This is a genomic window from Duganella rhizosphaerae, from assembly GCF_040364205.1.
Lineage (GTDB): Bacteria > Pseudomonadota > Gammaproteobacteria > Burkholderiales > Burkholderiaceae_D > Rugamonas > Rugamonas rhizosphaerae.
The window spans coordinates 1-21,337 of the sequence record NZ_BPWK01000003.1 but is presented as its reverse complement, the minus strand read 5'-3'; the positions used below and the strand labels follow the sequence as shown (position 1 = coordinate 21,337).

The window sequence follows — 21,337 nt, the reverse complement described above, 5'->3', positions numbered from 1 at the left end:
CCGTACGGGGTCTGACCCCTGTGTCGCCGTGCGGGGTGACCTTACTTCTTCTCAGCCGCAGCGAAGGCGGCGTTCTGCGTATCGAGCCAGGTTTTCAGCGGCGCGAAGTAGTCGAGCAGCGCGCCGCCGTCGATCTTGTCCTCGCCCGAAATCGCCTTCAGCGCTTCCGGCCACGGCTTGCTCGCGCCCATCGCCAGCATCTGCTGCAGCTTGGCGCCGGCCTTGGCGTTGTCGTACACCGAGCAGCGGTGCAGCGGACCGGTGTAGCCGGCCTCGCGGCACAGCGCGCGGTGGAACTGGAACTGCAGCATATCGGCCAGGAAGTAGCGCGCATACGGCACGTCCGCCGCCACGTGGTACTTGGCGCCGGCGTCGAAGCCCGCGCCGCTGCCGTCGATGGCCGCAGGCCGCTTCATGCCCATGTACTGCTCGCGCAGCTGCCACCAGCTCTTGTCGTAGTCGGCCGGCTTGGTCTTGCCGGAGTAGACGTCCCAGCGCCACTTGTCCACCGAGTAGGCGAACGGCAGGATCGCGACCTTGCTCAGCGCGCGCTCCAGCAGCTGGCCGATGTCGGCGTCGGCATCCGGCGCCTGGTCCATCAGGCCGACCTTTTGCAGATAGCTCGGCGTGATCGACAGCGCGACCGTGTCGCCGATGGCTTCATGGAAGCCGTCGTTGGCGCCGTTGCGGAACAGGTAGGGCTGCTTGGTGTAGTTGAGGAAGTAGTAGACGTGACCCAGCTCGTGATGGATCGTGGTGAAGTCTTCCGCCGTCGGCGTGATGCACATCTTGATGCGGACGTCGTCCTTCTCGTTCAGCGGCCAGGCGGAGGCGTGGCACACCACGTCGCGGTCGCGCGGCTTGGTCAGCAGCGAGCGTTCCCAGAACGATTCCGGCAGCTTCTGCATGCCCAGCGAGGTGTAGAAACGCTCGGCGTATTGCGTCATCTGCTTGGCGTCGGTCTTGCGGTCTTCCAGCACCTTGCTCAGGTCAAAACTGCTGGCGCCCGTCGCCGGCTTCAGCAGCGGATACAGGTTGTTCCAGCTCTGGCTCCACATATTCCCGAACAGATGGGAAGGAATCGGGCCGGTCAGCGGCACCACGTCCGGACCGTAGGTCTGGCGCAGCTTGTAGCGGGTGTAGGTGTGCAGCGCATCGTACAGCGGCTTGACCTGCTGCCACAGGCGCTCCATCTCGGCGGAGAAGGCTTCCGGCGGCATGTCGTACTGCGCGCGCCACATGGCGCCGGTATCGGCAAAGCCCATCTGCTTGGCGCCCTTGTTCGACAGCGCCACGTATTCGGTGTATTTCTGCTTGTAGGACGGCGATTGCGCGTGCCAGCCCAGCCACATTTCCTTCAGCTTGGCCTCGTCGCGGCTCTTGGCCAGGACCTTTTCCATTTCGCCCAGCGCCATGCAGGCGTCGGCGGTGCCGTCGGGCTTCTTCGGGCAGTACTTGGCTTTGCCGTAGGCGCCGTTCATCGCCGCCTGCAATTGCGCGTACTGTTCGCGCTCCTTGGCGTCGGCGAAGACCAGCGTCTGCTGCAACAGCATCAGCTTGCGGGCCGATTCGGCCGGCAGCTTCAAGCCGTTGAAACGGCGCGCCGCGATGGCCGCTTCGCCGGCCGCCGTCAGGTAGCGTTCGGCGAAGAAGGAGGCGATGGCTTCCGTGTCGTCGGTGATGAAGTTGGAGCCGACCCAGGCGCCTTTGGCCTGTTCGTTGTTCAGCTTATTGAGGTGCTCTTCGGTGTCGGCCAGGAAGCGCTCGGCTTCGGCGACGGTGGGTTTTTTTGCGGGGGCGGCTAGCACGGTAGTGCTGGCGGCTGTCATGGCGCTGAGCGCGAACAGCGTGCTGATGATTTTTGGTGACACTGGCATCTCCCTATCTCCGTGTATGGTCTTGTTGGCCATCGAACCAGGCGATTCGATGGCCAGCAATGATACACGCTTACAGGGTGATGGCGACGCTCCGGCCGGCCTGGCTGCTGGCCGGCAGCGCGATGTTCAGCACCTTGGCCGCTTCGTCCCAGACGAAGATGACCGGTTTGCCGTCGACGCGCACCAGCGACGGGTGGGCCGTCACGTTATGCACTTGCAGCGCGATGCTGCGCTCGGGGCGCTGGTACTGCTTGCCCACTTCGGACTCGATGCGCAGCGACAGGCTGCGGCCTTGCAGCTTGCTGGCGAAGTGCAGCAGCTCGTACTTGCCCTGTTCGTAGGCTTGCGCGGTGCTGCCGTCGTCGTCATACAGCTTGCCGGCGCCGGCGCCGACCGAGGCGTCGTGGTAGTAGTGCAGGTCGATGTGCTTGGTCGAATAGTCGCGCGTGGTCTGCACCACCTTGACCATCGGGATGAAGGCGCCGGCGCGCACGTAGACCGGCACGTGGTCGGCGCTGAGCTTCACCGCTTCGGTGGCGCCGCCGGCGTGCTTCTCGCCGCTGTAGAAATCGAACCATGCGCTGCGCGCGGGGAAGTAGACGTCCGCCGTGGTCGCGCCCTGCTTGAGCACCGGCGTGACGAGGAAGTCCTTGCCCCACAAGTAGGTCGACGACATCGCGCGCACCTTGGCGTTGCCCGGCTCCTCGTACAGCATGGGGCGCATCAGCGGCAGACCTTTCTGGTTGTTGTCGAAGCCCAGCGTGTAGTTATACGGCAGCAGGCGATAGCGCAGGCGGATGGCCTCGCGCGCCAGCGCCTTGGTGCGGTCTTCGCGGTAGACCGGCTCCGGCGGCACCTCGTCCTGCGCGTGCGGACGGAAGATCGGCTGGAACACGCCATATTGCAACCAGCGCGTGTACAGCTCGTTGTCCAGCACCGGGTTGGCGAAGCCGCCCAGGTCCGAGTGCATATAGCCCGCGCCCTGCATCCCCATTTGCAGCGAGATCTCGGGCTGCGCCTGCAAACCGCCCCAACCCCGGTTGACATCGCCGGACCAAGGGATGATGCCGTAGCGCTGCGTGCCCGAGTAGCCGGCGCGCATCAGGATGAACGGACGCTCGGTCGGGAAGTCCTGCTGATAGCCTTCCGCCACCAGCCGCGCCCATTGGTGGCCGTAGATGTTGTGCACCTGGTCGGCGCTGCCGGTGGCGTGGCGCATGGCGGTCGGGTGCACTTCCGGTTCGCCCAGGTCGCCCCATACGCCGGTCACGCCCTGCTCGCGCAGGCCTTTGTAGATGTTCCAGAACCAGTCCTTGCCCGGCTTGCCGAAGATGTCGATCAGTCCCGTGTGGCCGAAGTAGAAGTCGTAGGCCAGCGGCGCGCCGCTGGCGTCCGTGGCCAGCACCTTCTTGTCGACCGCTTCCTGCCACTTGGCGGAAGTGTCGAGAATGAACGGCTCGGTGATCACCACCGTCTGCACGCCTTTCTTCTGGAAGTCGGCGATCATGCCGGTGGCGTTGGGGAAGCTGTCCTTGTCCCACGCCAGGTTGCCCATCGTGCCCTTGATCTCCTTGCCGAACCAGAACAGGTCGAACACGATGGCGTCGAGCGGAATGTCGTCGGCGATGAATTTGTTGACGGTGTCGCGCGCGACGGCCTCGGTGCGGTAGCCGAAGCGCATCGCGAAATTGCCGAAGGCCCAGCGCGGCGGCAGCGGTTGTTTGCCGGTCAGGCTGGTGTAGTTGCCCACCACGTCTTCCCAGCTGTCGCCCGCGATCACCTGGTAGGTCTTGCGGCCGCCGATGGTTTCGTAGGTCAGGCTGTCGTTGTTCTTGCTGTCGAAGTCGAGGTAGCCGGTTTGCGGATTGTCGAAGTGGAGCGCGTACATCTTCGACGACAGCGCGACCGGCATCGCGTAGCCCATCTGTTCGGACTTGTCGTCGTAGCCGTAGTGCGCCTTGTTGTACAGGGTGAAGCGGTGGCCGCGGCGGTTCATGCCGACCGCGCGCTCGCCGGCGCCGTACAAGGCCTCGTCCTTGTCCAGCGCGAACTCGATGCCTTCCAGCTCGCGCGCCTCGCCCTTGTTGATATCCTTGCTGCCGGTGGCCACGTCGTCCTTGAACTTGACGTAGCCGTGCTTCTCGGCGACCAGGCGCTTGCCCTTGTAGGCATACGAAATCTGGAACGGCGACTTGTTAATCGTGACGACGATGCCGGGTGTGGCATATTCGATGCTGTTGACCTTTGTGGTCAGCGTGGTGCGGACGGCGGCCGGCGCCAATACCACCGCGTGCGAGGCCGGATCGATTTGTTCGCCGTTCGGCACGAAGGTGGTTTCGACGATGCCGGCGGAGTAGGGCTTGATGACGTAGCGGCCGTCGCTGGTATGGACTTCCAGCTGGCCGCCATTGCGGGTGGCGCTGTCGAATTTACGGTCGGCGTTCTGCGCCTGGCCGGCCTGGCTGACTACCATTAGCGGCAACACGGCCGCAAGTTTGGCGATGGAATTGCTTTTCATGTAAGTGTGTGGTCTCAGAGGTGGTTATGATTTTGTTGTTTGGCTACATTTGACTACAAAATACTGTCCTTGGGATGGCTTGTTTCCTTTATTTTACTGGGAAACTCTTTCAATTGACACGTGTCAGGCAGCGTGTTATTTTGCTACAAATTTTAGAAATAGTCGGGGACACGCAGCATGCAATCTTCCAGCAGCAAGCCCATACTGTCGTTTTGGCAGTTGTGGAACATGAGCTTCGGCTTTTTCGGCATCCAGTTCGGCTTTGCGCTGCAAAATGCCAACACCAGCCGGATATTTTCCACGCTGGGCGCCAATCCCGACGACCTCTCCCTGTTCTGGCTGGCGGCGCCGGTCACCGGCCTGCTGGTACAGCCGATTATCGGCTACCTGAGCGACAACACCTGGCATCCGACCTGGGGCCGCCGCCGTCCGTTCTTCTTCATCGGCGCCTTGCTGGCGTCGATCGCGCTGTTCCTGATGCCTAATTCCACCGCGCTGTGGATGGCGGTCGTCGTCCTGTGGCTGATGGATGGCGCCATCAACGTCTCGATGGAACCGTTCCGCGCCTTCGTCGGCGACAAGCTGGGATCCTCGCAGCAGACCGCCGGCTTCGCGATGCAGACCTTCTTCATCGGCTGGGGCGCGGTGATCGCCTCGCTGCTGCCGACCATCTTCGCCGACTTCCTCGGCGTGAGCAACGTGCCGGTCAACGGCGCGATTCCCGACACGGTACGTTACTCGTTCTATGCCGGCGGCGCCATCTACTTCCTGGCTGTGTTGTGGACCATCCTCACCGCCAAGGAAACGCCGCCCGAAGACATGGAAGCCTTCCGCGCCGAGCAGCGCCGCACCAAGGGCCTGGGCCACGCGTTCAAGGAGATCATGGGCGGCTTCACCAATATGCCGAAGACCATGGTGCAACTGGCCGCGGTGCAGTTCTTCTCCTGGATCGCGTTGTTCGCGATGTGGATCTACACCACCTCCGCCATCGGCGAAAACGTCTTCGGCACCACCGACGCGCAATCGGTGGCGTTCCAGGAAGCGGGCAACCGGGTTGGCGTGATGTTCGCGGTCTACAGCGGCGTCGCCGCGCTGGCCGCCTTCATCCTGCCGATTTTCGCGCGCAAGACCAGCCGCAAATTCGTGCACATGAGCTGCCTGCTGATCGGCGGCGTCAGCCTGTTCAGCATCTACGCCATCCATGATTTGAACCTGCTGTTCGTGCCGATGATCGGTGTCGGCATCGCCTGGGCCAGCATCCTGACCATGCCGTACGCGATCCTGGCCGGCGCGCTGCCCGCCAAGCGCATGGGCTACTACATGGGCGTGTTCAACTTCTTCATCACGATTCCGCAGATCGTCAGCGGCGTGCTGCTGGGCTTCGTCACCAAGCACTGGTTTGCCGGCCACACCGTCAAGACCCTGATGCTGGGCGGCGTGTGCATGGCGGTGGCGGGCGTGCTGACCTTGGCCGTCCGCGACAACGCCGAACCGGTCGGGCACTGATGTAGGATTGTTCGCTTGACCACGTATTCGCGCGCCACCCGTTTGCCGGAACAGGTACAACAGGGGTTGCGAATACTGTCCTTTACCTGTGCGGAGCGAACATGAGCATACAAACTGTAGCAACCAAACCTTTCCCTGGCCAGCGGCCGGGGACCTCGGGCCTGCGGAAAAAAGTCACCATCTTCCGGCAGCCTTCCTATCTCGAAAACTTCGTCCAAAGCGTGTTCGACACGCTGGGCGACTGCGCCGGTAAAACGCTGGTGCTGGGCGGCGACGGCCGCTTCCACAACCGTGATGCGGTGCAGACCATCCTGCACATGGCGGCGGCGCACGGCTTTGCCAAGGTGCTGGTGGGGCAGGGCGGCATCCTGTCGACGCCCGCCGTCAGCTGCGTGATCCGCAAGCACGGCGCGTTGGGCGGCCTGGTGCTGTCGGCCAGCCACAATCCGGGCGGACCGGATGGCGACTTCGGCATCAAGTACAACATCGCCGCCGGCGGCCCCGCGCCGGAGAGCGTGACCGAGGCGATCTACCATCGCACCGAAAGCATTACGCAGTACCGCATCAGCGACGCGCCAGCCATCGACATCGATCGCCTCGGCGTATCGCGCATCGAGCAGATGGACGTGGAGGTGATCGATCCGGTCGCCGACTACGCGGAGTTGATGCAACGCTTGTTCGACTTCGACGCCATCAAGGCCTTGTTCGGAGGCGGCTTCCGCATGTGCTTCGACGGCATGCACGCGGTCTCCGGTCCTTACGCCAGCGCCATCCTCGAAGGCATGCTGGGCGCGCCGGCCGGCACCGTCATCAACGGCGTGCCGCTGGAGGATTTCGGCGGCCACCACCCGGACCCCAACCCCGTCAACGCCGCGCAGCTGATCGCCATCATGGCGGCGGACGACGCGCCCGACTTGGGCGCCGCCTCCGACGGCGACGGCGACCGCAATATGATCGTCGGCCGCAATTTCGATGTCACGCCGTCCGACAGCCTGGCCGTGCTGGCCGCCCATGCGGCCGTGGCGCCGGGCTACCGCGCCGGCCTGAAAGGCATCGCCCGCTCGATGCCGACCTCGCGCGCGGCCGACCGCGTGGCCGATGCGCTGGGCATCCCGTGTTACGAAACGCCGACCGGCTGGAAGTTCTTCGGCACGCTGCTGGACGCGGGCAAGGCCACGCTGTGCGGCGAGGAGAGCTACGGCACCGGCTCGGACCACATCCGCGAGAAGGACGGCCTGTGGGCCGTGCTATTCTGGCTCAACCTGCTGGCCGCCAGCGGCAAATCGGTGGAGCAGCTGTTGGGAGAACACTGGGCGCGCTTCGGCCGCAACTACTATTCGCGCCACGACTATGAAGGCGTGGAAGCCGACGCCGCCAATGAGCTGATGGCTTCCCTGCGCATCAAGCTGGCCACGCTGGCGGGGCAGGACCTGGGCGGCCATTACGTCGTCGATTTCGCCGACGATTTTTCCTACACCGATCCGGTCGACGGCTCGGTCGCCACGCAGCAGGGCATACGCATCGTCATGACCAACGGCTCGCGCATCGTGTTCCGGCTGTCCGGCACCGGCACCGAGGGCGCGACCCTACGCGTCTACCTGGAGCGCTACGAAGCCGATCCGGCCTACCACCACCTGCCCACCCAGCAGGCCTTATCCGCATTGATACTCATCGCCGAACAGGTTGGCGGCATCACCGGATGGACCGGACGCGCGCGTCCGACCGTCATCACATAAAACTTAGATAAAGGAAGACAGCATGAAATTGACTCCCCTTGCAATGACTTTGGCGCTGGCGCTGGGCGCGGCTACAGTTGGCCCGACCGCGATCGCCGCACCAACCGCCAAGCAGGCGGCGCGCAAGCCATTCTTGTGGGAGAACGCCACAATCTATCTCGTGCTGACCGACCGCTTCAACAACGCCTACATCGGCAACGACCTCGCCTACGGCCGCAAGGCGGACGCCGCTCCGCTGCGAGGCTACATGGGCGGCGACCTGGCCGGCATCACCAACAAGATCAACGAAGGTTATTTCGACAGCCTGGGCGTCAGCGCGATCTGGGTCTCGCCGCCGGTGGAGCAGATCCACGAAGGCACCGATGAAGGCACCGGCAAGTCCTACGGCTTCCACGGCTACTGGGCCGCCGACTTCACCGCCGTCGACGCCAACCTGGGGACGGAAAACGACTTCCGCAATCTGGTCGACGCCGCGCACGCGCACGGCATCCGCGTGCTGCTGGATGTGGTGATGAACCAGACCGGCCCTGTGACGGAGACCGACTATGCCTGGCCGGACGACTGGGTGCGCACCGGCCCGCAGTGCACCTACAAGGACGCCAAGACCACCATCGAATGCACGCTGGTGAAGAACCTGCCGGACTTCCGCACCGACAGCGATACGCCGGTCGAACTGCCGGAGAAGCTGGCCGCGAAGTGGCAGCGCGAAGGGCGCTTCGAGAAGGAGGTGAAGGAGTTGAACGAGTTCTTCGCCCGCACCGGCTATCCGCGCGCACCGCGCTACTACCTGATGAAATGGCATTCGGACTGGGTGCGCAAGTACGGCGTCGACGGCTTCCGTGCCGACACCGTCAAGCACGTCGAGGCCAAGGTATGGAAGGAGTTGAACACCGTGGCCGCCGCAGCCTTCGAGGACTGGAAACGCGCTAATCCCGACAAGAAGCTCAGCGACGACAAGTTCTATTCGACGGCGGAAGTCTACAACTACAACATCGCGCACGGCCAGGTGTTCGACCTGGGTGGCGGGACGAGTGCCAATTACTATCAGAGCGGCTTCAATAGCCTGATCAATTTCGGGCTGATTTACGACGCGGAGAAGGATTACGAGCCGCTGTTCAGCAGCTATTCGAATATCCTGCACGGCGGTGCGCTGGACGGCTACTCGGTGCTGAACTATCTGGACTCGCACGACTACGACAAGCCGTTTGATGCGTCGCGCAAGAAGCCTTTCGAAAGTGCGAACAAGCTGCTGCTGGCGCCCGGCGCGGCACAGATCTACTACGGCGACGAAACCGCGCGCAAGCTGGACGTGGCCGAAGCGGTGGGCGACGCCAAGCTGCGTTCCTTCATGAACTGGGATGAGCTGGAGCGGAATGTGCAGCGCGATGGCTACAAGATCGCCGACGTGCGCGCGCACTGGGCCAAGATCGGCCTGTTCCGCAAGGATCACGTGTCGGTGGGCGCGGGCGTGCACCAGCAGCTGCAAGCGAAGCCTTACGTCTTCAAGCGCACCTACGACAAGGGCGCCCTGCACGACAAGGTTGTCGTCGCGCTGGACCAGCCGACCGACAAACCCGCCAGCATCAATCTGCACGGCGTGTTTGCCAACGGCCAGAAGGTCAAGGACTACTACTCCGGCAAGACTGCCGTCGTGAAAGGCGGCAGCGTCAACTTCGGTACGAAGAACGCGGTCGTCTTGATCGGGCAGGAGTAAGCGCTAGCGGTCGGTCGAGAGCGAGTAGGGCGCGTCAGCCGGGGCGGTGGCGCGTTGCGTGTTTGGCTTGTCGGACATGTCGAAGTCAAGCACCGCGCCCTGCATCAGGCCCGCGTGGCTCAACCAGTTCTTCGAGTACGGCTTGCCGTTGACCTTGAGTGCGTTCACATAACGCTTGCTGTCGCTGTTGGCGGGGGCGTTGATGACCACCGTCTTGCCGTTCTCCAGCCGCAGCGTGACCTTCTTGAACAACGGCGCTCCGACCACATACTGCGGCACCACCGGCGTGACAGGGTAGAAGCCCAGCGCCGAGAACACATACCATGCCGAGGTCTGGCCGTTGTCCTCGTCGCCGCAGTAGCCGTCCGGCGTGGCCTTGTACAAGCGGTTCATGGTTTCACGCGCCCAGTACTGCGTCTTCCAGGGTGCGCCCGCGTAGTCGTACAGGTAGATCATGTGCTGGATGGGCTGGTTGCCGTGCGCGTACTGGCCCATGTTCGCGATCTGCATTTCGCGGATCTCGTGTATTACTTCGCCGTAGTAGCTTTCGTCGAAGGTCGGCGGCAGCGTGAACACCTGATCCAGCTTGGCGACGAACTTCTCGCGGCCGCCCATCAGGTCCACCAGCCCGTTCACGTCCTGGAACACGGACCAGGTGTAGTGCCAGCTATTCCCCTCGGTGAAGGCGTCGCCCCATTTGAAGGGATTGAACGGCGACTGGAAGCTGCCGTCCTTGTTCTTGCCGCGCATGAGACCCGTCTCCGGGTCGAACAGTTTTTTGTAGTTCATCGCCCGTTGCGCGTAGATGCCGATCTCCGACTGCGGCTTGCCGAGCGCCTTGCCCAGCTGGTAGATGGCGAAATCGTCGTATGCGTATTCCAGTGTGCGGGCGGCGTTCTCGTTGATCTTGACGTCGTACGGCACGTAGCCAAGTTCGTTGTAGTACTTGACGCCGGCGCGGCCGACGGCGCTCATCGGGCCTTCGTTGTCGGCGCCGTGCTTCAGCGCCTGCCACAGCGTGTCGATGTCGTAGCCGCGCAGGCCTTTGATGTAGGCCTCCGCCACCACCGATGCCGAGTTATTCCCGATCATGACGTCGGCCAGGCCGGGGCTGGACCATTCGGGCAGCCAGCCGCTTTCCTTGTAGTCGTTCGCCAGGCCGGCCTGCATTTCGCGGTTGATCGATGGGTACATCAGGTTCAGGAAGGGATACAGCGCGCGGAAGGTGTCCCAGAAGCCGGTACCGGCGAACATATAGCCGGGCAGGATCTTGCCGTTGTGCGGACTCCAGTGGACGATCTGGTTGTTGGCGTCGATTTCATACAGTTTGTTCGGGAAGAACAGCATGCGATACAGGCTTGAATAGAAAGTGCGCGTCTGGTCGTCGCTGCCGCCTTCCACGCTGATGCGGCTCAGCGTCTTGTTCCACACTTCCTTGCCTTTTTGCGCGGTGGCGTCGAAGCTGTCGGCGGCCAGTTCGCGCTTCAGGTTCAGCTCCGCCTGTTCTTCGCTGATGAAGGAGGAGGCCACGCGCATGCCGACCTTCTCGCCTTTGGCGGTCTTGAAGCCGACCACGGCGCCGCTATGGTCGCTGGCCAGCTCCATGACATTGCTCACCACTTTGTCGCCGCTCCAGATGCGGGTGGAGGTGAATGGCTTGTCGAAGTAGATGACGAAGTAGTTCTTGAAGTTCTTCGGCAGTGGGCCGCGCGCATAGCGCGTGCTGTAGCCGACGATCTTGCGCTCCGCCGGAATCACCTTGATGTACGAGCCTTTGTCGTAGGCGTCCACCACCACGTAGGCGTCGTCGGTCTTGGGGAAGGTGAAGCGGAATTGCGCGGCGCGTTCGGTCGGCGCGATTTCGGTGGTCACGTCGGCATCGGCTAGGTAGACGCTGTAGTAGTAGGGCTTGGCCACTTCCGCCTTGTGCGAGAACCAGCTGGCGCGGTCGTCCTGCGTGAACTTGAGTTTGCCGGTGACCGGCATGATGGCGAACTGGCCGTAGTCGTTCATCCATGGCGACGGCTGGTGTGTTTGCTTGAAGCCGCGGATCTTGTCGGCGTCGTAGGTGTAGGCCCAGCCGTTGCCCATCTTGCCGGTCTGCGGCGTCCAGAAGTTCATCCCCCACGGTAGCGCGATGGTCGGATAGGTATTGCCGTTCGAGAGTTCGGGCTTGCTGGCGGTGCCCATCAAGGGATTGATCCATTCGACGGGATCGGCGACGGGCGCGGCGGAAGCGGTCAGCGCGAACAGGAACAGGGGCAGCGCAAGCGTATGCAGTTTCATGGTTTTTGGCGGTGGTGACTGGCGAAAACCAGTGTAGCAGCTATGCCATCGCCGCAAACCAACAGGCCTGGGCGGCGCCCATGTTTATTGGCCGATTACTAAACAAGGTGCGCCAGCTACTGCGCGGTGACGATGACGGACGATGCTGCGCTATCGAGTTTGCCGTCGTTGACGGTCAGCGTGGCGACGTAGACGCCCGGCAGGTCGGCGAAGAAGGTTGGCGTGGCGACGTGGTAGTTCAGCAGGGTTGCCGCGCTGCCTGCGGGTTTGGTCAACGTCCACGAATAACTGAGGATATCCTGGTCGGCGTCGGTGCCGCTGCCGGCCAGCTTGACCGAGCTGCCCGCCGTCACGCCTTGTGCCGGACCGGCTGCGGCGACCGGCGCATGGTTCGCTGGCGCGCTGTCGTCGCCGCCGCCGCCGCAGGCGCTGAGGATAAGCGTAAGCAGCAGCGCGGCGATATGGTTGCATCTATGGTTGCGTCTCATCATGGTCTCTTTCCGGCTCGACTGGGAGCCGAAAAGATATCACGCTGTTTACTTCTTTTCTACGAATACCACGGCGCTGCGTGGCGGAATTGCAAACGTGCCGGAAGTGGCGTCGTACTTGGCTTCCAGGGCCACGCGTTTGTCCGCTGCGGCCATGTTTGTGTGGACCGGATGCAGCTGGTAGTGGCGGTTCTTTTCCGCTTCCACCGTCACGCGCTGCGCCACTTTGTCGACGTTGATCAGGTAGGTGATGGACTTGAAGTTGGCGCCCGCATAGCCGGCGCCGTCCAGGTGGGCAACGATCACGGTCGGCACCTGGCCGCTGCCGGTGTTGTGGAAGCGCAGGCGCTGTTTGATGTCGGCGGCGGTGCGCAGGCGGAACAGCGTGCTGCTGGAGCGGATCGCCAGCAGGTCGCGGAAGGCGTCGCGCGCGTAGGCGATGTCCTTCGGCGACGGCTTGATGGCGGCGTCGCGCAGCAGCGGCTTGATCAGGTCGTAGTCCTTGCCGTTGTCTTCCGCGCGCGGCACGCCGGTGCCGTAGTAGTTGTCCTGGTAGCTCCAGTCGATGCGGTTGAACCAGTCGCCCGATTCGAAGCTGTTGCGGTCCAGCGATTTGGACCGCAGGATGTCGAAGCCCGCATGGAAGTAGGCCACGCCCTGGCTGAAGGCGTTGATGGCGGCGCCCAGCATCTGCACCTGCGCGCGTTCGGCGCTGGTGGTGGCGCGCGGCAGCTTGAAGGCGTTGATGTCGTACAGCGTCTGGTTGTCGTGGTTCTCGACGTAGTTGACCACTTCTCCCGGTTCGCTGGCGTAGCCGGCCGGCTGGTTGCCGCCGTAGACGATGTCCTGCAAGGGCTGCGTCTTGCCGTCCCAGGTTTGCAAAGGGTAGCTGCGGATCGAACCGGCCAGGCCGACCTTGACCAGGTCCGACGCTTGCAGCAGGTCGCTGACGGGACGTGCGCCCGCTTGCGCGTTGGCGTCGTACACCAGGCCGTTGATGTAGCCCTGCTGCGTGATCATCTGCATGCCGCTGTCGCCGGCGCCACCGCCGCGCACGGCGTCGCGCGCGCGGTCGCTGAAGGTGCCGATGCCGCTGCCGTTCAGCGACAGCTGCGAAGCCTGCACGAAGCGCGCGCCGTCGGCCACTTCGCCGAAGTTCCAGCCTTCGCCGATCAGGTTGATGTGGCGGCCGGTGGCGTGGTCGGCGCGAGCTTGTAATTGCTCCATCGCGGCGCGCGGCTGGTGGCCCATCAGGTCGAAGCGGAAGGAGTCGATCTTGTACTGCACCGCCCACTGTTCGACGGAGTCGATCATCAGCTTGGCCATCATCAGGTTTTCGGTGGCGGTGTTGTCGCAGCAGGTGGAGCGTTCGATCGCGCCCTTGGCGTTCAGGCGGTGGTAGTAGCCGGGCACCACGCGGTCCAGCACGGACTTTTCATTCTGGCCGGCGATGAAGGTGTGGTTGTACACCACGTCCATGCCCACGCGCAGGCCGGTCTTGTGCAGCGCCTGCACCATCTGGCGGAATTCGACGATGCGTTTGGCGCCGTCGGCCGGGTCGGTGGCGTAGCTGCCTTCGGGCGCGTTGTAGTGGTAAGGGTCGTAGCCCCAGTTGTAGCAGTCGGCGGCCTGGGTCTTGGCGACCAGCGCTTGCTGCTCTTCGCCGTCGGGCGCCAGGCCCACCGGGATGGCCGGCGTGACGCAGCCTTTTTCCGGCACGCTGCCGATGTCGTACACGGGCAGCAGGTGGATGTCGGTCATGCCGGCTTTGCTCAGCGCGGCCAGATGCTTCATGCCGTTGGAACCGGCTTCGGTGAAGGCGGTGTACTTGCCGCGGTTGGCGGCGCTGACGGTGCTGTCGTTGATCGAGAAGTCGCGCACATGCAGTTCGTAGACCGTCATGTCGGATTGGGCTGCGACCTTTTTCGGGGCAGGGGTCTTGTCCCAGCCGTCCGGCTTCAGGTTGGCCGCGCCCAGGTCGGCGATGTAGCTGCGTTTGGAATCGGTGGTCAGGCTGATCGAATAGGGATCGGTGACCAGGTTGCGCACCAGGCCAGCCGATGGCGCCACCACGTCCACCAGGTATTGGTAGTACTGGCCGGAGCGTTTGCCGTCAAGCTGCGCGGACCAGATGCCGGTGGCGTCTTCGCGCTGCATGGCGGTGATGGCGGAGGCCTTGCCTGAGCCATTGGAGTAGGTGCACAGCGCAACGCGCTGCGCGGTCGGCGCCCATAGTTTGAAGCCGGTCTGTTTGCCGACACTGACGCCCAGATCGCGCGCATTGGCGGCGCTGGCATACAAGTCATCGAGCACGCCGGCGATCTGCAGCGTGGTGGTGTCGCGCACGGTGCCGTCGTCGGCCTCCTGCACCAGCATGACCTGCTTCGTCAGCACGCCGCCGAGGCGCACCGCATCCGCAGCCGCCAACGTCAGCACAGCGCCATTGCCGACGAATTTGAAGCGCTGCGCGACATCGGACGGCAAGCCGCCATCAAAGCGCGCCAACGCCAGCGAGCCATCCGCACCGGACACGCGCGCGCCGGGCGCCGCATGCAGCGAGGCGGAAGCGGAATAATAGAGTTTGAAAGCGCCATTGGACGCATCGGCGCCGGGCCACTTGATCAGCTGTCGATTGAGCCAGTAAGCCCGGGCGTCGGCGGCGACGGCGGGCTGCAGGACGGTAGCGAACGGGGCGTCGCAGGCGGCAAGCGTCGCGTTATCGGCGGCTGCAGCGGCCATGGAGGCCAGCGCGAGCGCGCCACCGACAGATACTCCGGCCACATGCCGCCACGCTCCAAAATGCTTACTGCTCATAATCGCCGCCTCCAAAAACTATAGATTTAGGTAGTGCGGCTACAAAAAACCAGCAAATACCCCTGTATTTGCCGGTTATGGTAATCCAAAATCTGTAGTTTTGATACTTTCTGGTGCTTGTATTATTTTTCGTCAGGAACAATAAACCCGATTGGACGCTTCGGTGCGGGTTCCGGTCTGGTCATCAACTGACGTAGGACGTCAAATATCTGTTTTATTTGTGCGTGTGTTTCTTGTTCGAGGTCGTTATGCCGCATGGATAGCAAAGAGGTTCTGCTTTCTAGCTGATCTAGCCGCAACGCGAGTTCTTTGCTTGATATGGAGGCTTCACGCATGCGAACGAATGTCCTCATGATTTCTATATTCACTGCAATGGCTGTGGTGCTGCCGAGTGCTGATGAGAGCATGGCGACGCCTTGCTCTGTGAAGGCATAGGGGGCGTAACGTCGCCCGCCACGACCGGTCTTTGAGGTCACAAATTGTGACCTCAAAGACGTCCACTCCGAATCGTTCAGTTGAAACATAAAGTCTGGTGGGAAGCGTTCGCTATTTCGTTTGATCGCTTGCAGCAGGACTTTGGTCGGAACGCTATACAAGTCCGCCAAGTCGTTATCAAGCAATACTTTTTGCTCCCTCACGACTTGGATTTTCCCGGCAATTGCGGGCGCGTATGCGGTTGGTTGGACAGCCATTCCTGTCGATCATTCTTTTTGAGATGACTGCCAAGCTTACGCGCCCTTTGGTAGGGCGATTCGATAATTGTCAATCGCCCTGAAGCTCATTGGCTTAGATGTGCCTCCGGTTAGCGGAAGCTCGCCGGGCCTTCGCTGCGGTAGTTGTCCACCATCTTGTAGCGCATCGCGTATAGCGCGAAGATGGCCGCGACCAGCAGGGCGAAGGCGGCGAAGAAGAACATCTGGAACGCGATTACGCTCAAGCCGCTGGTGGCGATGTACGCGCTGACGGCGTCGTTCTTCACACCCGCATTGACGATCAGCACCCACAGGTTGCCGACCGTGATGGCCAGATACCAGAAGCTCAGGATGATGCCCTTCATCGGCACCGGCGCCTGGCTATAGGCGAACTCCAGTCCCGTTGCCGACACCAGCACCTCGCCCAACGTCAGCAGCGCATACGGCAGCAGCTGCCACAGGATCGAGACCTTGTCGCCGCCGTCCATCTGCAACTGGATCAAGCCGATCACGATCCAGGACACGCCGGCCATCGCGATCCCCGTGCCCATGCGGCGCAGCGGCGTCGGCGTGATGCCGATCGCGCGCATGATCGGATACAGGGCCAGGTTGTTGAACGGGATCAGCAGCATCACCAGTATCGGATTGACCGCCTGCATCTGCGCCGGCAGCAGCGTGAATTCCCAGCCGAAGATGTTCAGCAGCGGGCTGTTCATCGCATTGGCTTGCACGATCCAGGTCGACGCCTTCTGGTCGAACAGCGAATGGAACGGCGTCACCATCGCGAACACGATCAGGATGCGCAGCACCGAGCGCACGCCTTCGACCGCCTCGTCGCTATGCAGGCCGCGCGCGCGGTCCAGCTGCATCGACACGCCGATGCCGCCAAACGCCAGCACCAGCACCAGCGCCGTGCACGCGGCGATGACGAAGCCCCATTGCGGCGTCATGCACAGCGATGCCACCGCGCCCAGCGCGCCGACGCCGGCCATCATCAGGCCGGGGCGCGATTGGCCGGGCTGCCTGCTCATCAGCGCGGTGCGGGCCACGCTGCTGAAGGAATTGGGATTCGGCGCGGCCGGCGGCACGTGGATGTATTTGCGCTTGCCGAGCCAGAACACCAGCGTGGCGACCGCCATCAGGATGCCGGGAATGCCGAAGGCGACGGCCGGGCCGTAGTCGCGCAGGAACACCGGCATCAGCAGCGAGGCGAAGAAGGAGCCGAAGTTGATGATCCAGTAGAAGGCGTCGTACACCAGCTTGGCGCGGTTCTTGTTGGTCTGGTCGAACTGGTCGCCGACGAAGGCCGCCACCAGCGGCTTGATGCCGCCCGAGCCGAAGGCGATCAGGAACAGGCCGAAGTAGAAGCCCTTGAGGTTGTCCTCGAAAATCGCCAGGCAGGCATGGCCGGCAACGTAGATCAGGCTGAACCAGAACACCGTGTTGTATTTGCCGAACCAGCGGTCGGCCAGCCAGCCACCCAGTAGCGGGAAGAAGTACACGCCGATGACGAAGGTGTGGAATACATGCTTGGCCTCGCTGGCGCGGTCGGCCAGCGGCACGAACAGCAGCAGGGTGCTCAGCAGGAACGGCGTCAGGATGTTGCGCATGCCGTAGAAGCTGAAACGTTCGCAGCCTTCGTTGGCGATGATGTAAGGAATTTGCCGGGGCATCGGCCCGTTGCCGGTGTTGCTCACTATTTTCTCTCCTGATTTGTGTAGTTTGACTACTATTTTTATCCGACGAATTTTTGTAAATATCCGTAAGATGCTGATTTTTATGGATTAATTGTATTAATCCGCAAGTGCCTCATGGATTGAAAAAACCATATTCGTGATGTATATTGTCTACAAACCTATATCCAGTTTTGCCAACCCCGGATTTTCTTATGACTAAGCAACTTACACAAGTTTCACCGCACTCCCAGGACTGGTACCGCGAGGCGATCATCTACCAGGTCTACCCGCGCAGCTTCAACGATACCAACGGCGACGGCATCGGCGATTTACCCGGGATTACGGCAAAGCTGGACTATATCGCATCGCTGGGCGTGGACATCGTCTGGATCTCGCCATATTTCAAATCGCCGATGAAGGATTTCGGTTACGACATCTCCGATTATTGCGACGTCGATCCGATGTTCGGCACGCTGGCCGACTTCGACGTGATGATCGCCAAGGCGCACAGCCTGGGCCTGAAGATCATGATCGACCAGGTGATGGCCCACACGGCCGAGGAGCATGCGTGGTTCAAGGAAAGCCGTTCCAGCCGCGACAATCCCAAGGCCGACTGGTACGTCTGGTCCGATCCGGCGCCGGATGGCAATCCGCCGAACAACTGGATGTCGGTGTTCGGCGGCTCGTCGTGGCAGTGGGACACGCGCCGTCGTCAATACTATTTACACAATTTCCTGGTCAGCCAGCCGCAGGTCAATTTCCACAACCCGCAAGTGCAGCAGGCGCACCTGGACGCGCTGCGTTTCTGGCTGGAGCGCGGCGTCGACGGCATCCGCCTGGACGCCTGCAATTTCCACTTCCACGACCAGCAGCTGCGCAGCAATCCGCCGGCCGTCAACCGCGACACCGCCACCGTCTCGGACGTCAACCCCTACGGCATGCAGGCGCACATCTACGACAAGAGCCGTCCGGAGAACCTGCCTTTCCTGCAAAAGCTGCGCGCGCTGCTCAATGAATACAAGGCGGTCGCCATCGGCGAAGTGGGCGCCGACGATTCGCTGGCCGTGATGGCCGAGTACACCGCCGACGGCGACAAGCTGCAGATGGCCTACAGCTTCAACCTGCTGGTGCCGACCTGCTCGTCGCACTACATCCGCCAGCAGGTGGAGAATTTCGAGGCGCGCGTCAAGGGCGGCTGGGCTTCCTGGTCGGTCGGCAACCACGACGTGCAGCGCGTGGCGACCCGCTGGGGCGGCCCGGATGCGCCGGTGGCGTTCGCCAAGATGATCCTGGCGATGCAGCTGTCGCTGAAAGGCACGCCGTGCCTGTACCAGGGCGACGAACTGGCCTTCGCCGAGGCGGACGTGCCGTTCGAGCTGCTGCAAGACCCGTACGGCATCACCTTCTGGCCGGAGTTCAAGGGCCGCGACGGCTGCCGCACGCCGATGGCGTGGACCGACGGCGCCAACGGCGGCTTCACCGAAGGCAAACCGTGGCTGCCGGTATCGCCGGACCACCTGGCCAAGGCGGCCTCGGTGCAGGAGGGCGATGCCGCGTCGTCGCTGGAATTCACCCGCAAGTTCATCGCCTGGCGCCGCAAGCTGCCGCAGCTGACGCGCGGCGCGATCCAGTTCTTCGACACGCCGGAACCGGTGCTGGCGCTGCGCCGCAGTACAGGAGGCGAGGGCGAGCGCGACATCATCGCCGTGTTCAACCTGGGCGCGGAGCCGGTCAGCTGCGCGCTGCCGCAGGCGGCGGGCGCCGAGCAGATGGACGGCTACGGCCTGCCGGGCGCGGTGGTGGACGGCCAGGTGCAGCTGCCGGCCTTCGGCGCCTGGTTCGGCTACGCCCGGTAAGGGTAGGGGGAACGATACGATTTCGCATCGTTTCCTTCTTAACACCAGGTATTTCGGGTATGCTTCCGCCAACTGTTTTGACTGAATTGACGATGAAACAAGCTGAAGTAGATCAAAAACTGAACCGCACCGCCTTCGCCGACGGCCCACGCCTGCTGGCCGACATCGGCGCGACGCATGCCCGCTTCGCCTTGCAGACCGCCCCCGGCGAGTTCCGCGCAGTGCGCGTGCTCAAGTGCGACGACTACACCGACATCGTGGCGATGCTGCGCTCCTACCTGTCGGACCACTCCGATATCACGCTGAACCACGCGGCGCTGGCGGTGGCCAATCCGGTCAGCGGCGACCACGTGCGCATGACCAACCGCGACTGGGAATTCTCCACCGACGAAGTGCGCCGCGCCCTGGGCCTGCACACGCTGCTGGTGGTGAACGACTTCACCGCGCTGGCGATGTCGCTGCCGGGCCTGAAGCCGGCCGATCTGATGCAGGTGGGTGGCGGCAAGCCGGCCTCCAATTCCGTCATCGGCGTGCTGGGACCGGGTACCGGCCTGGGCGTGTCGGGCGTGATCCCGACCGTTGACGGTTTCGTCACGCTGGGTTCGGAAGGCGGCCACACCAACTTCGCGCCGGCCGACGAGCGCGAATATTCGATTTTGCAGTACGCCTGGCAGACCTGGTCGCACGTCTCGACCGAGCGTTTGATTTCCGGCCCCGGCATGGAGATCATCTACCGCGCCATCGCCAAGCGCAATGGCCGCCAGGTGCGCGACCTGACGTCGCAGGAAATCATGGCCGGCGCGTTGACCGACAAAGACCCGCTGTGCCTGGAAGTGCTGGAATGCTTCTGCGCCATGCTGGGCGGCGCCACCGCCAACCTGGCCGTGACCCTGGGCGCGTTTGGCGGCATGTTCATCGGCGGCGGCATCGTGCCGCGCATGGGCGAGTGGTTCGCCTCGTCGCCGTTCCGCACGCGCTTCGAGGCCAAGGGCCGTTTCACCAGCTACCTGTCGGAGATTCCGACCTATGTGATCACCACGCCGAATCCGGCGTTCTACGGCGTGGCGACGATCTTGTCCGAGCACCTGCGCGGACGCAGCGGCGCCAACACGCTGATGGAGCGCGTGCAGCATCTGCAGCACGAGCTGACGCCGGCCGAGCAGCGCGTGGCGCAGCTGGTGCTGGAGCAGCCGCGCCTGGTGCTGAACGAGCCGATCGCCGACATCGCGCGCCTGGCCGAAGTGAGCCAGCCGACCGTGATTCGCTTCTGCCGTTCGCTGGGTTTCCTTGGCCTGGCCGATTTCAAATTGAAGTTCGCCAGCAGCCTGACCGGCGCGATTCCGGTGCGCCACAGCCAGGTGCGCGTCAGCGACAGCACGCACGACCTGAGCGCCAAGGTAATCGACAATACTGTTTCCGCGATTCTGAAATTCCGCGACCAGCTGGACGTGCGTTCGCTGGACAAGGCGATCGCGCTGGTGGCCAAGGCCAAGCGGGTCGAGTTTTACGCGATGGGCAATTCGCGCGTGGTGGCGCTGGACGGCCAGCACAAGTTCTTCCGCTTCCGCATTCCGACGTCGGCCTATGGCGATTCGCACCTGCTGACCTTGGCGGCCGAGTTGTTGAATCCGGGCGATGTGGTGATTGCCATCTCCAATTCGGGCAAGCTGCCGGACCTGCTGGCGGCGGTCGACGCGGCGCGGGCGGCGGGGGCGGACGTCATCGCCATCACGTCGAGCAATTCGCCGCTGGCCAAGAAAGCCAGCGTCTGCCTGGCGGTCGACCACAGCGAGGACAGCACGACCTTCCTGTCGATGATCTCGCGCATCCTGCAACTGCTGCTGATCGACATCCTGTCGGTGGGCATCTCGCTGGACACGCAGAACTCGCGCCTGGTGGTCGAACACAAGACCGCCAGCGGCGGCGACGACAACCGCCGCCTGCTGATCTCCCACCTCGACAGCTAAAATCCGGGATCAGGTCTGACATTCGGACACGAGCTCTGCCGTAAGAGGTGTTACGGCAGAGCTCGTGTCCGAATGTCAGACCTGACCCCGGACGTAGAATGTCAGACCTCGTATATTGAGCATACCGCATCTCCATCGGATAATAAGGACGTAGGTGCGGTCAGGCGGAGTGACGCTGATCAGACTTAGTGCCATAGAGCCCGTGGG

At 62.9% G+C, this 21,337-nt stretch carries 12 protein-coding genes; 5 read left to right on the top strand and 7 right to left on the bottom strand.

What is annotated here, in order from left to right; all coding sequences use genetic code 11:
* Nucleotides 1-41: 41 nt before the first annotated feature.
* Nucleotides 42-1,877: a M2 family metallopeptidase gene (locus RUGAMON1_RS07410; protein WP_445229901.1), complete on the bottom strand. Its 1,836-nt coding sequence runs from the start codon at nucleotides 1,875-1,877 to the stop codon at nucleotides 42-44.
* A gap of 70 nt (nucleotides 1,878-1,947) precedes the next feature.
* Nucleotides 1,948-4,395, bottom strand: coding sequence for a glycoside hydrolase family 31 protein (locus RUGAMON1_RS07405; protein WP_445229900.1), 2,448 nt, complete (start codon nucleotides 4,393-4,395; stop codon nucleotides 1,948-1,950).
* Nucleotides 4,396-4,572: 177 nt separating this feature from the next.
* On the opposite strand from RUGAMON1_RS07405, the gene RUGAMON1_RS07400 reads away from it, so the two are divergent.
* The 3 genes from RUGAMON1_RS07400 to RUGAMON1_RS07390 all read left to right on the top strand — a co-directional run bounded on the left by RUGAMON1_RS07400 (nucleotide 4,573) and on the right by RUGAMON1_RS07390 (nucleotide 9,351).
* The gene (locus RUGAMON1_RS07400) at nucleotides 4,573-5,901 is read left to right on the top strand and encodes an MFS transporter (protein ID WP_445229899.1); all 1,329 of its coding nucleotides are present in this window, start codon (nucleotides 4,573-4,575) and stop codon (nucleotides 5,899-5,901) included.
* A 101-nt stretch (nucleotides 5,902-6,002) separates the two neighbouring features.
* Complete coding sequence (locus RUGAMON1_RS07395; protein ID WP_445229898.1) at nucleotides 6,003-7,637, top strand: alpha-D-glucose phosphate-specific phosphoglucomutase; 1,635 nt, start codon at nucleotides 6,003-6,005, stop codon at nucleotides 7,635-7,637.
* 22 nt (nucleotides 7,638-7,659) lie between these two features.
* On the top strand, nucleotides 7,660-9,351 hold the full coding sequence (locus tag RUGAMON1_RS07390) for an alpha-amylase family glycosyl hydrolase (RefSeq protein WP_445229897.1): 1,692 nt from the start codon (nucleotides 7,660-7,662) through the stop codon (nucleotides 9,349-9,351).
* Nucleotides 9,352-9,354: 3 nt separating this feature from the next.
* Here RUGAMON1_RS07390 and RUGAMON1_RS07385 read toward each other — a convergent pair whose 3' ends face one another.
* The 5 genes from RUGAMON1_RS07385 to RUGAMON1_RS07365 all read right to left on the bottom strand — a co-directional run bounded on the left by RUGAMON1_RS07385 (nucleotide 9,355) and on the right by RUGAMON1_RS07365 (nucleotide 17,304).
* Nucleotides 9,355-11,637, bottom strand: a complete 2,283-nt coding sequence (locus RUGAMON1_RS07385) for a GH92 family glycosyl hydrolase (RefSeq protein ID WP_445229896.1) — start codon at nucleotides 11,635-11,637, stop codon at nucleotides 9,355-9,357.
* A 116-nt stretch (nucleotides 11,638-11,753) separates the two neighbouring features.
* Nucleotides 11,754-12,128 carry a PKD domain-containing protein gene (locus RUGAMON1_RS07380; RefSeq protein ID WP_445229895.1) on the bottom strand — a complete coding sequence of 125 codons (375 nt, stop codon included), beginning with the start codon at nucleotides 12,126-12,128 and terminating at the stop codon, nucleotides 11,754-11,756.
* A gap of 45 nt (nucleotides 12,129-12,173) precedes the next feature.
* The gene (locus RUGAMON1_RS07375; RefSeq protein WP_445229894.1) at nucleotides 12,174-14,939 is read right to left on the bottom strand and encodes an alpha-1,6-glucosidase domain-containing protein; all 2,766 of its coding nucleotides are present in this window, start codon (nucleotides 14,937-14,939) and stop codon (nucleotides 12,174-12,176) included.
* A gap of 122 nt (nucleotides 14,940-15,061) precedes the next feature.
* Nucleotides 15,062-15,631, bottom strand: a complete 570-nt coding sequence (locus RUGAMON1_RS07370) for an ORF6N domain-containing protein (RefSeq protein ID WP_445229893.1) — start codon at nucleotides 15,629-15,631, stop codon at nucleotides 15,062-15,064.
* Nucleotides 15,632-15,741: 110 nt separating this feature from the next.
* Nucleotides 15,742-17,304 carry a POT-type proton-dependent oligopeptide transporter gene (locus tag RUGAMON1_RS07365; protein WP_445230331.1) on the bottom strand — a complete coding sequence of 521 codons (1,563 nt, stop codon included), beginning with the start codon at nucleotides 17,302-17,304 and terminating at the stop codon, nucleotides 15,742-15,744.
* Nucleotides 17,305-17,519: 215 nt separating this feature from the next.
* Between RUGAMON1_RS07365 and RUGAMON1_RS07360 the strand changes: the two genes are divergently transcribed.
* Entirely contained in the window at nucleotides 17,520-19,163 is a 1,644-nt protein-coding gene (locus RUGAMON1_RS07360; RefSeq protein ID WP_445229892.1) for an alpha-amylase family glycosyl hydrolase, read from the top strand.
* Nucleotides 19,164-19,255: 92 nt separating this feature from the next.
* Nucleotides 19,256-21,130, top strand: a complete 1,875-nt coding sequence (locus tag RUGAMON1_RS07355; protein ID WP_116990569.1) for a glucokinase — start codon at nucleotides 19,256-19,258, stop codon at nucleotides 21,128-21,130.
* The last annotated feature ends 207 nt before the right edge of the window (nucleotides 21,131-21,337 follow it).

Bases quoted from the DNA above. Each gene is read 5' to 3' on its own strand.
- RUGAMON1_RS07365 (WP_445230331.1), bottom strand. From the start codon at position 17,304: ATGCCCCGGCAAATTCCTTACATCATCGCCAACGAAGGCTGCGAACGT.
- RUGAMON1_RS07380 (WP_445229895.1), bottom strand. From the start codon at position 12,128: ATGATGAGACGCAACCATAGATGCAACCATATCGCCGCGCTGCTGCTT.
- RUGAMON1_RS07375 (WP_445229894.1), bottom strand. From the start codon at position 14,939: ATGAGCAGTAAGCATTTTGGAGCGTGGCGGCATGTGGCCGGAGTATCT.
- RUGAMON1_RS07360 (WP_445229892.1), top strand. From the start codon at position 17,520: ATGACTAAGCAACTTACACAAGTTTCACCGCACTCCCAGGACTGGTAC.
- RUGAMON1_RS07385 (WP_445229896.1), bottom strand. From the start codon at position 11,637: ATGAAACTGCATACGCTTGCGCTGCCCCTGTTCCTGTTCGCGCTGACC.
- RUGAMON1_RS07370 (WP_445229893.1), bottom strand. From the start codon at position 15,631: ATGGCTGTCCAACCAACCGCATACGCGCCCGCAATTGCCGGGAAAATC.
- RUGAMON1_RS07405 (WP_445229900.1), bottom strand. From the start codon at position 4,395: ATGAAAAGCAATTCCATCGCCAAACTTGCGGCCGTGTTGCCGCTAATG.
- RUGAMON1_RS07400 (WP_445229899.1), top strand. From the start codon at position 4,573: ATGCAATCTTCCAGCAGCAAGCCCATACTGTCGTTTTGGCAGTTGTGG.
- RUGAMON1_RS07410 (WP_445229901.1), bottom strand. From the start codon at position 1,877: ATGCCAGTGTCACCAAAAATCATCAGCACGCTGTTCGCGCTCAGCGCC.
- RUGAMON1_RS07390 (WP_445229897.1), top strand. From the start codon at position 7,660: ATGAAATTGACTCCCCTTGCAATGACTTTGGCGCTGGCGCTGGGCGCG.
- RUGAMON1_RS07355 (WP_116990569.1), top strand. From the start codon at position 19,256: ATGAAACAAGCTGAAGTAGATCAAAAACTGAACCGCACCGCCTTCGCC.
- RUGAMON1_RS07395 (WP_445229898.1), top strand. From the start codon at position 6,003: ATGAGCATACAAACTGTAGCAACCAAACCTTTCCCTGGCCAGCGGCCG.